This is a genomic window from Paraburkholderia sp. BL17N1 (assembly GCF_003634175.1).
Classification (GTDB): domain Bacteria; phylum Pseudomonadota; class Gammaproteobacteria; order Burkholderiales; family Burkholderiaceae; genus Paraburkholderia.
In genome coordinates this window covers 3716357-3731654 of sequence record NZ_RBIW01000001.1, presented here as the reverse complement: position 1 = coordinate 3731654, position 15298 = coordinate 3716357, and the positions used below count along the sequence as shown (strand labels likewise).

Sequence of the window (15298 nt, the reverse complement as noted above, 5' to 3'; positions counted from 1 at the left end):
GACTGCTTGATATGCGTCAAATTGATCTAAAATGAAATATAAAATCAACCACATGGATATCTTGATGAACTCGCTGGATCACGTCGACCTCAATTTGCTGCGCGTTTTTCAGGCGATCGTCGAAGAGCGCAGCCTGACTCGCGCGGGCGAGCGGCTGGCGCTGTCGCAGCCGGCCATCAGCTATTCGCTGGGGCGTTTGCGCACACTGTTCGACGATCCGCTCTTCATCCGCACGCGCGCCGGCATGCAGCCCACACCGATCGCGCTGGAACTGTCGACCATCGTGTCGCGCGCGCTCGACACCGTGCGCGAAGCGCTGCGTTACGCGGAGCATTTCGACCCGGCGGTGAGCACGCGCACGTTCCGGCTGTCACTGTCGGACGCGGGCGAGTTGGCCTATCTGCCGCCGATCTGCGAGGCGTTGCACCGGCAGGCGCCGCGTGTGAGGCTGCGTATCGAGCCGCTGCCGGTCGAGGAAATGGAAGATGCACTGCGCGCGAGCCGGCTCGATTTCGCCATCGGCAATCTGCCCACGCTGACCGCGCGCACGCGGCATCAGGCGCTGTTCGAAGAGACGTACGTGTGTATGACGAGGAAGCGGCGCGGCTTGCCGCGCACGAAAGAACTGAGTTTGAAGGCGTTTCTGGATGCGTCGCACGTGCAGATCACGTCGGTTGAGCACAGCCACCACTCGCTCGACGATGAATTCCGCACGCAAGGCGTCGGGCGTCATATCGCGCTGGAACTACCGCATTTCGTGGCGTTGCCGAGTGTATTGGCCGTGACCGATCTGTTCGCTACGCTGCCGCGCCGCCTCGCGCACATTTTCAATCGCGACGGCGGTTTTCAGATCTATGATTTGCCCGTGACCTTGCCGATCGCGGCGGTCACGATGCATTGGCACGAGCATTTCGATCAGGACGAGGGCAACGTGTGGCTGCGCAATCTGATGGCGGATATCGTGAGGCGCTTCGACGAGAAGTGACAAGGCCAGGCTCTCAGCACTTCAGGCCTTTTTGAACAGGTCTCGCGCGATCGAACACAGCAACGTGGTGGTCGGCGATTCGTCCTGCAAACGGCGGCTCATGATGATCGGCGAAGCGACGTTGGCCGCCGGAATGGGCCGGTACACCACACCGTGCGCGCGCAAACCCTCCACGCTTTCCGGCACGAGACACACGCCCACTTGCGCCGCCACCAGGCCCAACGCGGTCTGCAATTCGCGTACTTCATGAATCGCCTTCGGCTCCAACGCATGATCGTGCAAGGCCGATAGCTGCTGATCGGCGTAGCTCGGCCGCGGCGTGCTCGGGTAGACGATCAAGGTTTCCTGCGCTAACGCTGCCAGCGTGAGCGGCTTCTTTTGTCGGGCGAGCGGATGGTCTTGCGGCAATGCGGCAATCATTCTTTCTTCTAAAAGAACCTCGCGCGCGAGTTGCGCGTCGTCGAAACGCAGGCGGCCGAAGCCCACGTCGATGCGCCCGCCCTTGAGCGCCCCGAGTTGTTCGATGGTGAACATTTCGATCAGCGACAGCTCGATATGCGGCGCGGCCTCGCGAAAGGCGCGGATCACGGCCGGTAGCGCGCCATACAGAGTCGACGGCACGAAGCCGATCACCACGCGCTCAGCCAGCTGCGCAAGACGGCGCGTGAGCGGCGCGAGTTCGTCCGCTTCGTCGACGAGCCGCCTGGCCTGGGTATAGAAAATCCGCCCGGCTTCGGTCAGCCGCAGCGGCCGCGAGCCGCGCTCGAACAGCGCCAGGCCGACGCTTTCCTCGATCTGCTGGATCTGGCGGCTGAGCGGCGGCTGGGTCATATGCAGGCGTTGGGCGGCCCGCGTGATGTTCATTTCTTCGGCGACCGCGATGAAATAGCGGAGTTGGCGAAGTTCCATGCATACCCCTACGGTATGGAAGTAGTCGGAATCGGTGTTGGACTGCTTCGCGGGTTGTTTCTACTATTGGGGCTCCCGGTTCAGCAGTTCAGGAGGGCAACGAATGATAGCAACACCCGTGAAGATCGAGAGCGTGGAGACGATTCTCGTCGACGTACCGACGATCCGTCCGCACCGTCTCTCGGTCGCAACGATGAACTGCCAGACGCTGGTGCTGGTGCGCATCCGTTGCGCCGACGGGTTGGTCGGCGTGGGCGAGGGCACCACGATCGGCGGCCTCGCGTATGGCGAGGAAAGCCCGGAAAGTATCAAGGTCAATATCGACACCTATTTCGCGCCATTGCTCAAAGGCATGGACGCGACGCGTCCAGGCGCCGCGATGGCGAAACTGCGCGAGCTGTTCCAGGGCAACCGCTTTGCGAAGTCCGCGCTGGAAACGGCGTTGTTCGATGCGCAGGCACAGCGCCTCGGCATGCCGCTGTCGGAACTGTTCGGCGGCCGTGTGCGCGATTCCGTGGACGTGGCGTGGACGCTCGCGAGCGGCGACACGCAACGCGATATCGACGAAGCCGAACAGGTGTACGAGACGAAGCGCCATCGCGTGTTCAAGCTGAAGATTGGCACGCGCGCCGTGGCCGAGGACGTGGCGCATGTCGTCGCGATCCAGAAAGCGGTGCAAGGACGCGGCGAAGTGCGCGTCGACGTGAACCAGGCGTGGAGCGAATCCGACGCGATCTGGGCCGCGCGGCGTTTTGCCGATGCGGGCGTGACGCTGATCGAGCAACCCATCGCGGCGGAGAATCGCGCGGGCCTCAAGCGTCTGACCGATCTCGCTCTCGTGCCGGTCATGGCCGACGAAGCGCTGCACGGTCCGGCCGATGCATTTGCGGTGGCCAGCGCGCGCGCCGCCGATGTGTTCGCCGTGAAGATCGCGCAATCAGGCGGCCTGGTGGGCGCCGCGGACGTGGCGGCCATAGCGTCGGCCGCGAACATCGATCTGTACGGCGGCACGATGCTCGAAGGCGCGGTGGGCACGATCGCTTCCGCGCAACTCTTCAGCACCTTTGGCGAGTTGAAGTGGGGCACGGAACTGTTCGGCCCCTTGCTGCTGACCGAGGAGATTCTCACCGAACCGCTGTGCTACGAGAATTTCGCGCTGCATCTGCCGCAAGGTCCGGGTCTTGGCATCACGCTCGACTGGGACAAGATCGACCGCCTGCGGCGCGATACGCGCAAAGGCGCCAGCGTCAGCATGAACTGAAGCATTGAAGCACTGAAGGCTCATCCGTTAGCCATCCAGAACATCAATCGAAGGAGATACCCCATGAACAAGCAAGCTATCGACGCGCTGCTCAATAAGATCAACGACAGCGCCACCAGCGAAGGCAACCCGCGCACCAGGCAGATCGTCAACCGGATCGTGCAGGATCTGTTCTATACGATCGAAGATCTCGACGTGCAGCCCGCCGAATTCTGGACCGCGCTGAATTATCTCGGCGACGCCGGCAAGAGCGGTGAACTCGGTTTGCTGGCCGCGGGTCTGGGTTTCGAGCATTTTCTCGATCTGCGTCTGGATGAAGCGGAAGCGAAGGCCGGCATCGAAGGCGGCACGCCGCGCACGATCGAAGGCCCGTTGTACGTGGCCGGTGCGCCGGTCTCCGACGGGCATGCGCGACTGGATGACGGCACCGATCCGGGCCAGACGCTGATCATGCGCGGCCGCGTGCTCGGCGAAGACGGCAAGCCGCTCGCTCATGCGCTCGTCGAAGTGTGGCACGCGAACCATCTGGGGAACTACTCTTACTTCGACAAATCGCAACCGGCCTTTAATCTGCGCCGTTCGATCCGTACCGACGCCGAAGGCAAATACAGCTTCCGCAGCGTCGTGCCGGTCGGCTATAGCGTGCCGCCGCAAGGGCAGACCCAACTGCTGCTCGATCAGTTGGGCCGGCATGGGCATCGTCCGGCGCATATTCACTTCTTCGTGTCCGCGCCGGGGTTCCGCAAGCTGACCACGCAGATCAACATCGACGGCGATCCGTATCTGTGGGACGACTTCGCCTTCGCCACGCGCGACGGTCTCGTACCGGCGGTCAAGCAGGCTGAGGGCGCCGAAGGCAAACCGTATGGCGTGGACGGCAATTTCGCGTTGATCGATTTCGACTTTACTCTGTTCAAGGAGCGCGACAACCTGCCGGACGCTGAAGTGGAGCGTCTGCGCGCTGAAGCCTGATGTCGCTTTCGCAGGGCTGAAGATGGGCGTTTGAGAGAAAAGGCCCGCACGTATCGCACGAATCTGTCGGCCCTGGTTGCGCGGCGCGATTGGCCGGGCTGCCGGGGCTTTTAAGTTACCGATCAGAGAGGAGAGCAAGCATGCTGTTTCACGTTGAGATGACCGTCCACCTTCCGGCCGATATGGATGCCGAACGCGCCGCGCGCCTGAAGGCCGATGAGAAAGCGATGTCGCAAAGGCTGCAACAGGAGGGCGTGTGGCGGCACCTGTGGCGCATTGCCGGCCGCTACGCGAATATCAGCGTGTTCGACGTGCAGAGCCCCGCGCATCTGCACGACGTGCTGAGCCAGTTGCCGCTGTTTCCGTATATGGATGTCGAAGTGCGCGCGCTGTGCCGGCATGCGTCGTCGATTCGCGACGACGACCGGTAATAGAAGGCGTTTGAGAAAGGTGCTGTCAACGCAGCACCTTGTTGATGCTTTAGAGATCCAGCACCAGCACCGGCGACGTAGCGCGTGAAATGCAGCAGCAGATCACCTTGCCGCTCGCGCGCTCCGCTTTGCTCAGGCAATGGTCGCGATGCTCGGGCGTGCCGCTGACCACATCGACCATGCACGTGCCGCACACCCCTTCGCCGCACGACGTATCCACCTCGATGCCGATCGACGCCAGCGCCGCGACGATGGTCGTGTCCTTGTCCACCCGAACGGTCGCGCCGCTGCTCGCGATCCGCACGTCGAAGGTATCGAGCGCGGCCGATTCGGCGCTCGTAGTCGACGGCGGCTCAGCAGCGAAGCGCTCGAGATGGATCGCTTCAGAGGCAAGGCGCGATTCGCCGATCACCACCACGCGCTCCATGAAAGGTGCCGGCCCGCAGGTATAAACGTGCGTGCCTTCGCGCGCATTCGCGAGACAATCGCCGAGCACCGCATCGAGTTGCTCGCGAGCGACGCCGAAGTGCAGCTTCACATACTCACTGAACGGCGCGCGTGAGAGCAGCGGCAAAAACGCGGCGTGTTCCGCGCTGCGCGCGAAATAGTGCAGCACGAAGCGCTGTTGCTGTTTGAGCAGGCGATACGCCATGCTCAGCAGCGGTGTCACACCGATCCCTGCGGCGATCAGCACATGTTCTTCGGCGCCCGGCGCGAGCTGGAAAAGATTGCGCGGCGCGCCGATGGTCAATTCGCTGCCGACCGCGACATCGTCATGCAGCGAACGCGAACCGCCACGTGACGCGTCTTCGCGCTTCACGGCGAACAGATGCGCGTCCCGCTGGTCCGGGTCGCCGCACAATGAATATTGCCGCGTGACGCCCGATGGTCCGGTCACGTCGATGTGCGCGCCGGGTTCGTAGTGATCGAACAGTTGCCCGTCCAGTCGCGACACGCTGAACGAGCGCACGCCATGCGCTTCGTCGTGGACGCTATCGACACGCACGTTGAAGGTGGTTCTTTCCATGATCTTGCCGGCAAAAAAGTGGCGGACGGCGCATGCATCGAAGTGCACGCGGTTGTGCGTCAAGGATAAGAAACCACGCTAAATCAGGCAAATCGATTAAAAATAGTTAGTTGGATAAGCCGGACTGATAATAGCGCGGCGCGCGCATTCCAGACGGAACATTCAGATTCCGGCCAGATGCCGCACCAGCGCCTTTTCCGGCCGCGCCATTGCGTTCAGATCGCGCATGCAGATCAGCAACTGGCGCGCGGCCCAGCTATCGGTCAGCTCGATCGTGCGGATGCCGGGCGTGCCGCGATAGCGCTTCGCCGCGGTAGCCGGCACGATACCGAGGCCGGCGCCTTGTTCGACCATGCAGCAGATGGCGTCGAAGGTCCGCACGTGGGTGCGGAAGCTGAGCGGCTGACCGGCCAGCAGCGCGCGCTCGCCGAGGTAGGCCTGCAATGCGCTGTCCGCGCTCAGTCCGATGAATTCCCGCTCCGCCACTTCCGCCAGCGTCGTGCGGCGCAGTGGGGCAAGCGGATCGTCGCGGCTCGCGATCAGCACGAGTTTGTCGATGGCGAAGGGGAAGGTCTGCAGCGCGCCGTGATCGACCGCATCGGAAATGATGCCGATTTCAGCCGCGCCGGTCAGCACCGCCTTGACCGTTTCGCTGCTTTGACGCTCCTTCAGATCGATCTGCACGTTGGGATGATCGCGCAGAAACAGACCGATCGCAGAGGGCAGGAACTCGGTGATGGCCGCCGTGTTGGTCCACAGCCTGATGCACGCTTTGCGGCCTTCCTGATGCTCGCCCAGTTCACCCTGCATGCGTTCGATCTGCCCGAGCACGAGCCGCGCGTGATGCGCGAGCGTGTCCCCGGTCGGTGTGGATTCGACACCGCGGCGGCCGCGTTCGAGCAGCGGCATGCCGAGCGCGTCTTCCATGCCGCGCAGCCGCGCGCTCGCCGATGGCAGCGACATGTTCGCGCGCGCGGCGCCGTGGGTGATGCTGCCGGTTTCGAGGATGAGCAGAAACAGGCGGAGGTCGATGAGGTCGAAGCGCATGGAAGACGGATCGTTATGGGGAAGCGGTGGGATTCAGCCCGGGTCACAGCCTTAGCCCCAGCCTAAGTCACGCTAAGTATCTTACGCATTGTGGCCGGCCTTGCGGCGATTGAAAATTGCCGGCATCACTTCAATAACAAGCTTCCAATGATCTCTTCGTTTGCGATGCGTGCGGGCGTGGTCGCCGCGACTTTCGTGGTCGCCGGCTTCGTCAAGGGAGTGACCGGCATGGGACTGCCGACCGTCGCCATGGGCGTGCTCGGCACGCTGATGCTGCCGGCCCAGGCCGCCGCGATGCTGCTGTTGCCGTCGTTCGTGACGAACGTCTGGCAACTGTTCGCGGGGCCGAGCGTGCGGGCGCTGCTCAAACGCTTGTGGCCGATGCTGCTCGGCATCGTCGCCGGCACGATCGCGGCCGCGTCGTTCATCGCGGGCGGGGGCGGCGAATGGACCGTGGTCGGACTCGGTGCCGCGTTGACGTTGTACGCCGCGGCCGGTTTGCTGGCGTGGCGCTTTTCCGTGCCGGCGCGGTACGAGCGCTGGTTGTCGCCGGCGATCGGCGCGGTGACAGGCCTCGTCACCGGCGGCACTGGTGTGTTCGTCGTGCCGGCAGTACCGTATCTGCAAGGGCTGGCGTTGAAGAAAGAGGATCTGGTGCAGGCGCTCGGCTTGTCGTTCACGGTGTCGACCATCGCGCTGGCGATCGGCCTCACCAGGGAGCACGCGTTTGCCGCCGGCGATCTGGGCGAGTCGCTATTTGCCGTGGTGCCGGCGCTGTTCGGCATGTGGATCGGACAGCGCGTGCGCGGACGCATCGGCGCGGGCACGTTCAGACGCTGGTTCTTTATCTGTCTGCTCGGACTGGGTATTCAATTAATGGCACGAGCATTCGTTTAATCAGGCAATGGTGAAACGAGTAAGGAAGGAGCGATATCGTGTGGCACGTTATTCTGGATACACTCGGCGCGCTGGCGGTGCTGGCCAGCGTGGCCGCGCAAATCATGTTGCTGCGTAAGTGCTGAATTCATTGCGTGGCACGCTGCGTCACAGTTTTTTGACGGAGCCGTTGCTGATAGAACGACTCCGCTGTCGGCTCAGAAAGGTTTGGTCGGCAGATACTTTCCGTCGAGTGTGATCACGGCACGCTGACCGCCTTCCGGATCGTCGACCTTCTTGATGTCGAGCTTGAAGTTGATCGCGCTGATAATGCCGTCGCCGAACTGCTCGTGCACCAGTGCCTTTAGCGTCGAACCGTAGATCTGCACCATTTCGTAGAAGCGGTAGATGGTCGGATCGGTCGGCACGCCGCCCGGAATGCTGCCGCGTAACGGGATGGTTTGCAGCAGGCGCACCGCATCTTCGCCGAGTTCGAGTTTGTCGGCCACGACCTTCGCGGCGTCTGCGGGCAGCGGATGCTGGCCGAGCAAGGCGGCGGTGACGAATGCAAGACTCAGGCCGGTGCCTTCGTTGATCTGCTCGAACGTGAGATTCTTGCGAACCTTCGCGTCGATGATTGCGTCGGTCAGTGCTTCACGCGGGGCCTGGCTGTATTGGGACTGCGTCATGATGAATTTCCTCAGAGTAAGTAAATAAAATAAGTGCGGTCAGGCCGCGACGTCGAGTCGAGCCGGGGTGGCACACGTATGCGGATGTTCCGCAAGAGAAACGAAGCGATTCGTCGAGCCGTCGAGCGCATCGATCGAGCCGGTTTCGATGTCGTACACCCAGCCGTGCAGCGCGAGATGTCCCTGTTCGAGGGCGAGCCGCACGGAAGGATGAGTCTTGATATTAGCGAGTTGCGCGATCACGTTTTCGCGGACCATCGAGTCGACCCGGTCGCGTTCGCTCTTGTGCTCGCGCGCCTCGTTGACGACTTTCGCGGAGTCCGCGTAGTGCAGCCAGTTGCGCACGGCGGGCATATGGTCCATGCATTTGCAGGTCGCGATGGCCGTCATCGCGCCGCAGTCGGAATGACCGCAGATCACCACATCGGTGACGCCGAGCGCGGCGACTGCGTACTCGACCGTGGCGGTCACGCCGCCCGGCTCCGGACCGTACGAAGGCACGATGTTGCCCGCGTTGCGGATCACGAACAGATCGCCCGGTTCGCGCTGCGTGACGAGTTCCGGCACGAGCCGGCTGTCTGAGCACGAAATGAACAACGTGCGCGGGTTCTGGGTCGTGGCCAGTTTCCTGAAAAGCTCGGAGCGCTGCGGGAAGGCGTCGCGCTGAAACTTCAGGAAGCCGTCGATGATGTCTTGCATGTTTCGCTCCATCAGGTTGTTCGTGGGGAATCGATGGATGAACAATGCGCCGATCGAGCTATAGCGTCCAAGACCGGTTTATTATTCTCTCGATAGGAAACACCAATAGTTCGAGAGGACGCCATGCTACTCAGGCACATCCGTTACTTTCTTGCAGTCGCCGAGCACCGCAATTTCACGCGCGCGGCCGAGGCGCTGCACGTATCGCAGCCGACGCTGTCGCAACAGATCAAGCAGCTGGAAGACACCTTGCGAGTGCAGTTGCTCGACCGGTCCGGCCGCACGATCCAGCTGACCGATGCCGGCACCGCCTATGTGCATTACGCTCAGCGCGCGCTGCAAGACCTCGAGGCGGGCAAGCGGGCGATACACGACGTGGAGGAGTTGAGCCGCGGCTCGCTGCGTCTTGCGATGACACCGACCTTCACGGCCTACCTGATCGGCCCGCTTCTGGAGAAGTACAACCGCCGCTATCCGAACATCACGCTGAACATCCTCGAAATGCCGCAGGACCGGATGGAAGCGTTGCTGAGCGAAGACGCGCTCGACGTCGGCATCGCATTCGACGACACGAACACGCCGGACATCGAGACGCAAACCCTATTCGTCGAGGCGCTGGCGATGGTGGTCGGCAAGGCGCATCCGTACGCGAAGCGTCGTTCCGCGTTAAAGCTGAGCCAGTTCCAGAACGAAGCGCTCGTTCTGCTTAACGAAGAGTTCGCAACGCGTCAGTACATCGATCGTTATTGCAAGCTGCATGGCGTGTCGCCGCGCATCGCGATGGAGGTGAATTCGATTGGCGCGATCGTCCAGATCGTGCGCCGCAGTGCGCTCGCCACGCTGCTGCCGGCCGCGATCGCGCGCGAGCAGAGCGAACTGTTTCTCGTGCAGTTGGAGCCGGCCCTGCCGCAGCGCACGGCTGCGCTGCTATTGCGCAAAGGCGCGTACCGGAACGCGGCAACGCGCGCGTTCATCGCGCTCGCGGTGGAGGAGCGTGCGGCTGATACAGGCGGCCGGCGGGGCAAGGCTGTTTTATAGAAACGCCGAGGCTTCGAACCGCCTACACTGACAGGGGGAAGTGCTGTTCGCTCTTATGTGCGTGCTTACTCGTGCTTTCCCATTCGCACTGGCGGGTTGCACCGCCGGTCACATCGAGCCTTCGGGCCATCCGCGTCACCTGTCTTCCGATTGTTCGTCTCAACCGACGTATCTATTCGCCTTCAGCCGCTTTATCCGCGCGGCCGACGTGCCTACATTGTTACCAGTGTCAGCGCCAGTGCATTTTCCACCGCAACCCGCGAATCTTCGCGATAGCGTCGGCGCCAATCCCATCTACAGGAATCGATCATGAGCAAACTCACAGGTAAGGTTGCAGTCGTAACCGGTGCATCGAAAGGTATCGGCGCGGCAATTGCCAAGGCTTTGGCCGCGCAAGGCGCTTCAGTGGTGGTGAACTACGCGTCGAGCAAGGCCGGCGCGGAAAGCGTGGTCGAGGCGATCACCGCTGCCGGCGGCAAGGCCGTGGCCGTCGCGGGCGATGTGTCGAAAGCGGCGGACGCGCAAGGCATCATCGATACGGCGGTGGAAACGTATGGCCGTCTCGACATTCTCGTCAACAACTCGGGCGTGTATGAATTCGCGCCGATCGAAGAGATCACCGAAGAGCATTTCCATAAGCACTTCAACGTGAACGTGCTGGGTCTGCTGTTGACCACGCAGGCAGCGGTCAAGCACCTCGGCGAAGGCGCGAGCATCGTCAATATCAGTTCGGTGGTGAGCCGCATCACGCCGCCGGGCAGCGCGGTCTATACCGCTACCAAGGGTGCAGTCGACGGTATCACCGGCGTGCTTGCACGTGAGCTCGGCCCGCGCAAGATTCGCGTCAATTCGGTGAACCCGGGCATGGTCGCCACCGAAGGCACGCACACCGGCGGCATCCTTGGCTCCGACTTCGAAACGTGGGCCGTCAGCACGACGCCGCTCGGCCGTATCGGCCAGCCTGACGATATCGCCGATGTGGTCGCCTTCCTCGCTTCCGACGACGCCCGCTGGCTGACTGGTGAAAGCCTGATTGCCAGCGGTGGCTCGCGTTAAGCAGTTCGACGTGAACGGATAAAGCGTGGCCGCATAGCGCCACGCCATATCGCAGCACGAGGAAGAAAAGCCGCCCGCAGGCAGCGCCTGCCGGGCGGCTTGTCGTTTCATTCAGCCGGAGCGGCGTGAACTGGCTCGTCGTGTAATGCCGCAGCGGGCTTTCCCAACTCCACCGCGAATAACGCGTCCAGCAGATTCGACCCCGGCCGCTCGGCGAGCCGCGTCAGCGATTCGGTCATCTGCACCCGGCAGTCCTGCAGCGGAATCATCCTGATCCGCCGCGATTCGTTGAATTCGGCGCGCGCGATGACCCCAACCCCCATGCCTTGCGCGACTGCTTCTTCGAGCGCCTCGCGGCCGTCCACGTACATCACCGGTTCCACTTGCAGCGATTCGCGCACCAGTTCGATCTCCAGCAACTGCTGTGTGACGGATTGCGACTCGCGGAAAATCATCGGCTGCCGCACCAGTTCGGCGTAGCTCAGCTTGCGTTTCTTCGCCACCGGATAGCTCGCCGGCACCATCGCGACCAGCGGATCGCGCCGCAATACGCGCGCCTCCAGCCGGCTGTGCACTTGCGGCGCGGCGGTAATGGCCGCGTCGACGGCGCTGGAGAGCACGCGCTGCATGCAATCCGCGGCGTTCGCGATAGACAGCGTCACGACGATGCCCGGATGCAGCTTGTGAAACGCGCTGATCAGCGCGACCGCGAGGTCGGGCGCGTCCGCGGCCAGCGACAGCGAACCGGATTCCAGCCCGCCCGCCGATTCGAGCAATTGCCGCGCGTCACGCTCGCAACTGAGCATCTGCCGCGTCACGCTGAAGAGGCGCAGGCCGAGTTCGGTGGTCTCGACGCCGCGCGGCCCGCGTTCAAACAGTTTGACGCCGTACTCCTGCTCAAGCCGCCGCACGTGATCCGACACGGCCGGCTGCGTGAGCGAGAGCGCCTGCGCCGCTTTGGAGAACCCGCCATGTTCCGCGACCGCATGAAATGCCCGCAATTGCGCGTATTGCACGTGTGCCTCGCTAAGCTATAAGTTATTGCGATACAAGCATCGATTATATCGATTTTACCGATGCAGCGCGTTTCTGTACTGTGTGCATACCGAACCAGCGATATCGGAGATTCCGAACATGAACAGCGTGATCGACCGTTCCCCAGCCGTGAACGCCGCAGAACCTTCCGCCGTAACGTGCGCGGCGCCGGGCAAAGGCGAGCCGTATCTGTTGACGCCCGGTCCGCTCACCACGGCGTTCTCGACCAAGGAAGCGATGCTACGCGACTGGGGTTCGTGGGACGGCGATTTCCGGGCCATGACGGCGCTGCTGCGCAGCAGCCTGCTGGAGATTGCCGGCGACACGGCAGGAGAATACGACTGCGTCCCGCTGCAAGGCAGCGGCAGCTATTGCGTCGAAGCGATGCTCGGCAGTCTGATTCCGCGCGACGGCCACGCGCTCGTGCTGGCCAACGGCGCGTACGGCAAGCGCATCGCGACCACGCTCGGTTATCTCGGCCGCGCCTTTACGCTGCTCGACAAAGGCGACTACCTGCCGCCGCGCGGCGCGGAAGTGGAGCGCATGCTGGACGCCGAGCCACGCATCACGCACGTGGTCGCCGTGCATTGCGAAACCAGTTCGGGGATTCTGAACCCGCTCGCGGAAATCGCCGCCGCCACCGCGAAGAAGGGCCGCAAGCTGCTGATCGATTCGATGAGCGCCTTCGGCGCGGTGCCGCTCGACGTGCGCGAGATTGCCTGCGAGGCCTTCGTGTCGTCGGCGAATAAATGTATCGAGGGGGTGCCGGGTTTCGGATTCGTGATCGCCCGCAAGGGTGCGTTGCAGGAAGCGAAGGGACGCAGTCACTCGCTCGCGCTCGACGTCCATGATCAATGGGACGTGATGAACCGCACCGGCCAGTGGCGTTTCACGCCGCCCACGCACACCGTGGCCGCGTTTATCGAGGCACTGCGGTTGCATAAGATGGAAGGCGGCCAGCCCGGACGTCTCACGCGCTACGCGAACAACCGCGACGTGCTGGTGGCCGGCATGCACGACCTTGGCTTCGAGCCGCTGCTGAATGCGCGCTGGCGCTCGCCGATCATCGTGACGTTTTTCTCGCCGGCGCATGCGTCATTCAAATTCGAGCGCTTCTACGAATTGATGAAGCAGCAGGGTTTCATCATCTATCCGGGCAAATTGACGGTGGCGGACAGCTTCCGGATCGGCTGCATCGGTCAGGTGGACGAGCACGTGATGCGCCGCGTCGTGGCGGCGTGCGGCAACGCGCTCGAATCGATGGGCGTCGAACAGGCCGCTCCGCCGGCGGCTGCGCTCGAAGAGCGCAAGAGATTGGCCGACGCGGCCTGAAGCACACAGTTCGGGCATACCGCGCGAGCTTTCGGAATTCCATGGGGTCGAAGTAAATGAAACACGTAAAAGCAGTGATTTTCGATTGGGCCGGCACAGTGGTCGATTACGGTTCACTGGCGCCGATGGACGCCTTCGTCGAGACCTTCGAACAGTTCGGCGTGCCGATCACGATCGATGAAGCGCGCGGTCCAATGGGCATGGCCAAGCGTCCGCATATCGCGGCGCTGATGGCGTTGCCGCGTGTCGCGCAGGCTTGGGCCGACAAGTACGGCCACGCGCCGGGCGAAGCGGATATCGACGCCGTGTACGACGTGTTCGTGCCGAAGAACATCGCCGTGGCGGCGAGCTACAGCTCGGTGATACCGGGCGTGGCCGAGGTGGCGAGCGCGCTGCGCAGCGACGACATCCGGATCGGCACGACTACCGGTTATACGCGCGAGATCATGGCCGAAATCGTGCCGGGCGCGGCCGCGCAGGGGTTCTCGCCGGACAGCATCGTGTGCACCGGCGATACGCCGGAAGGCCGCCCGTCGCCGTACATGATCTACAAGACGTTGCCGGAACTGGGCGTGTGGCGCGCGAAGGATGCGATCAAGGTGGACGACACCGAAGTCGGCATCGAAGAGGGCATCAACGGTGGCACGTGGGCGGTCGGCGTCGCGGTGAGCGGCAACGCGTTCGGCATGGCCGAAGACGACGTCAAGGCGCTGGCGCCCGATGAGTTCGCATGGCGTCGCAAGGCGGCAATCGAGAAGCTGCAGGCGGCGGGCGCGCACTATGTGATCGACAGCGTCGCGGATCTGATGCCGGTGGTGTATGACATCGAAGCGCGTTTGGCGCGAGGCGAGCGGCCTTGATGAGGTGAAGGCGCGAAAAGCCTCTCTACTCCGGCACAATCACTCGAAGAACCCCACCGCCAGATCGATAAACTCGCGGATCTTGCGCGGTACGAACTCCCGGCTCGGATACACGAGCGACACCGCCACGTCGCCGTTGAGCACGGCGTGATCTTCAAGTATCCGCACCAGCGTGCCCGCGCGCAATTCGTCATCGACCATTTCGAGCGGCAGTAGCGCGATGCCCATCGCGCCGAGCGCCGCCTGTTTCTGCATGATCATGCTGTTGACGGTGAACGACGCATCGAGCGCGATGCTGTCTTCGCCGCCTTCGCCGTTGTCGAACACCCAGGTCTGCGGGCTGGTGTCGAGCGGTGCGGTGATTACGCGGTGCCGCGTAAGATCGGCGGGCGTTTTCGGATGACCGGCCTGCGCGAGGTAAGCCGCCGACGCCACCGGCACCGCGTGCGAGTTGATCAGCCGGCGCACCACCAGCGACTCCGAGCGGATCATATGCTCGGTCACGATCCCCACATCGAAGCCGCCTTCGAGCAGATCGACCCGTTTCTCCGTCAACGTGACGCGCAGATTCACACGCGGAAACTTTGCCTGATACTCGGCGAACAGCGGCGTAAGGCGAAATAACGAAAAGCTGCCCAGCGCGACGATGCGCAGATCGCCGGCGACTTCCTTCGACGCGGTGGTTGCGCGCGATTCGACTTCTTCGAGTTCGGTTATCAGGAGGCGGCAGCCGTCGGCGTACTCGGCGCCGGTTTCGGTCAGCACGACCTTACGCGTGGTGCGCTGGAACAGGCGAATGCCGAGGTGCTTTTCAAGGCTCGACACGTGGCGCGTGACCACCGAGGTCGAGACGCCGAGTTGCTCGGCGGCCTGCGCGAAGCTGCCCGCGTCGGCGACCTTGACGAACGCCTGCATGGCCTGAAAGAGATTGATCATGTGAATGCGAAATACGCGCGGCGAGAGCGGGTGCAAATGTCTGTTGAAAAGGACGCACTGCCCGTTTCTTGAGCAGACGCAGGCGGTGTGAGACCGGCGGGTGAATTGTACGTCCTGTCGCCATGCGTCGATCCGCGCCGCCGTG

The 15298-nt window shown here is 63.0% G+C and carries 16 protein-coding genes; 9 read left to right on the top strand and 7 right to left on the bottom strand.

Features of this window, described 5'->3' with window-relative positions:
• The first annotated feature begins 64 nt into the window (after positions 1-64).
• Positions 65-985, top strand: a complete 921-nt coding sequence (locus tag B0G82_RS16835) for a LysR family transcriptional regulator (RefSeq protein ID WP_121308736.1) — start codon at positions 65-67, stop codon at positions 983-985.
• A gap of 21 nt (positions 986-1006) precedes the next feature.
• Here B0G82_RS16835 and B0G82_RS16830 read toward each other — a convergent pair whose 3' ends face one another.
• Positions 1007-1894 (bottom strand): LysR family transcriptional regulator, encoded by an 888-nt coding sequence (locus tag B0G82_RS16830; RefSeq protein ID WP_121308019.1) that lies wholly within the window; start codon positions 1892-1894, stop codon positions 1007-1009.
• Positions 1895-1997: 103 nt separating this feature from the next.
• Between B0G82_RS16830 and B0G82_RS16825 the strand changes: the two genes are divergently transcribed.
• The 3 genes from B0G82_RS16825 (at position 1998) to catC (ending at position 4558) form a co-directional block, all read left to right on the top strand.
• A complete protein-coding gene (locus tag B0G82_RS16825; RefSeq protein WP_121308018.1) occupies positions 1998-3155 on the top strand; it encodes a muconate/chloromuconate family cycloisomerase in 1158 nt (385 codons plus the stop codon).
• A gap of 63 nt (positions 3156-3218) precedes the next feature.
• Positions 3219-4127: a catechol 1,2-dioxygenase gene (gene catA, locus B0G82_RS16820; protein WP_106284371.1), complete on the top strand. Its 909-nt coding sequence runs from the start codon at positions 3219-3221 to the stop codon at positions 4125-4127.
• 140 nt (positions 4128-4267) lie between these two features.
• A complete protein-coding gene (gene catC / locus B0G82_RS16815; RefSeq protein WP_106284372.1) occupies positions 4268-4558 on the top strand; it encodes a muconolactone Delta-isomerase in 291 nt (96 codons plus the stop codon).
• Positions 4559-4607: 49 nt separating this feature from the next.
• On the opposite strand, the gene B0G82_RS16810 is transcribed toward catC, so the two are convergent.
• Positions 4608-5585, bottom strand: a complete 978-nt coding sequence (locus B0G82_RS16810) for a PDR/VanB family oxidoreductase (protein ID WP_121308735.1) — start codon at positions 5583-5585, stop codon at positions 4608-4610.
• A gap of 162 nt (positions 5586-5747) precedes the next feature.
• Positions 5748-6632 carry a LysR family transcriptional regulator gene (locus tag B0G82_RS16805; protein ID WP_121308017.1) on the bottom strand — a complete coding sequence of 295 codons (885 nt, stop codon included), beginning with the start codon at positions 6630-6632 and terminating at the stop codon, positions 5748-5750.
• 147 nt (positions 6633-6779) lie between these two features.
• Here B0G82_RS16805 and B0G82_RS16800 point away from each other — a divergent pair, with 147 nt between their 5' ends.
• Positions 6780-7529 carry a sulfite exporter TauE/SafE family protein gene (locus tag B0G82_RS16800; RefSeq protein WP_241974604.1) on the top strand — a complete coding sequence of 250 codons (750 nt, stop codon included), beginning with the start codon at positions 6780-6782 and terminating at the stop codon, positions 7527-7529.
• Positions 7530-7726: 197 nt separating this feature from the next.
• Here the strand turns inward: B0G82_RS16800 and cynS are convergent, their stop codons facing one another.
• Complete coding sequence (gene cynS / locus B0G82_RS16795) at positions 7727-8197, bottom strand: cyanase (protein WP_106314314.1); 471 nt, start codon at positions 8195-8197, stop codon at positions 7727-7729.
• A gap of 39 nt (positions 8198-8236) precedes the next feature.
• Positions 8237-8896, bottom strand: coding sequence for a carbonic anhydrase (locus tag B0G82_RS16790; protein ID WP_116148489.1), 660 nt, complete (start codon positions 8894-8896; stop codon positions 8237-8239).
• Between the two features lie 123 nt (positions 8897-9019).
• On the opposite strand from B0G82_RS16790, the gene cynR reads away from it, so the two are divergent.
• On the top strand, positions 9020-9934 hold the full coding sequence (cynR, locus tag B0G82_RS16785; protein WP_121308016.1) for a transcriptional regulator CynR: 915 nt from the start codon (positions 9020-9022) through the stop codon (positions 9932-9934).
• A 309-nt stretch (positions 9935-10243) separates the two neighbouring features.
• Positions 10244-10990 (top strand): glucose 1-dehydrogenase, encoded by a 747-nt coding sequence (locus B0G82_RS16780; RefSeq protein ID WP_116141532.1) that lies wholly within the window; start codon positions 10244-10246, stop codon positions 10988-10990.
• Between the two features lie 107 nt (positions 10991-11097).
• Here B0G82_RS16780 and B0G82_RS16775 read toward each other — a convergent pair whose 3' ends face one another.
• Entirely contained in the window at positions 11098-12006 is a 909-nt protein-coding gene (locus B0G82_RS16775) for a LysR substrate-binding domain-containing protein (RefSeq protein WP_121308015.1), read from the bottom strand.
• 118 nt (positions 12007-12124) lie between these two features.
• Here B0G82_RS16775 and B0G82_RS16770 point away from each other — a divergent pair, with 118 nt between their 5' ends.
• Positions 12125-13357, top strand: a complete 1233-nt coding sequence (locus B0G82_RS16770; protein ID WP_121308014.1) for a 2-aminoethylphosphonate--pyruvate transaminase — start codon at positions 12125-12127, stop codon at positions 13355-13357.
• 56 nt (positions 13358-13413) lie between these two features.
• Complete coding sequence (gene phnX / locus B0G82_RS16765; RefSeq protein ID WP_121308013.1) at positions 13414-14217, top strand: phosphonoacetaldehyde hydrolase; 804 nt, start codon at positions 13414-13416, stop codon at positions 14215-14217.
• A 39-nt stretch (positions 14218-14256) separates the two neighbouring features.
• Here the strand turns inward: phnX and B0G82_RS16760 are convergent, their stop codons facing one another.
• Positions 14257-15153: a LysR family transcriptional regulator gene (locus tag B0G82_RS16760; protein ID WP_116141525.1), complete on the bottom strand. Its 897-nt coding sequence runs from the start codon at positions 15151-15153 to the stop codon at positions 14257-14259.
• Positions 15154-15298 lie beyond the last annotated feature (145 nt).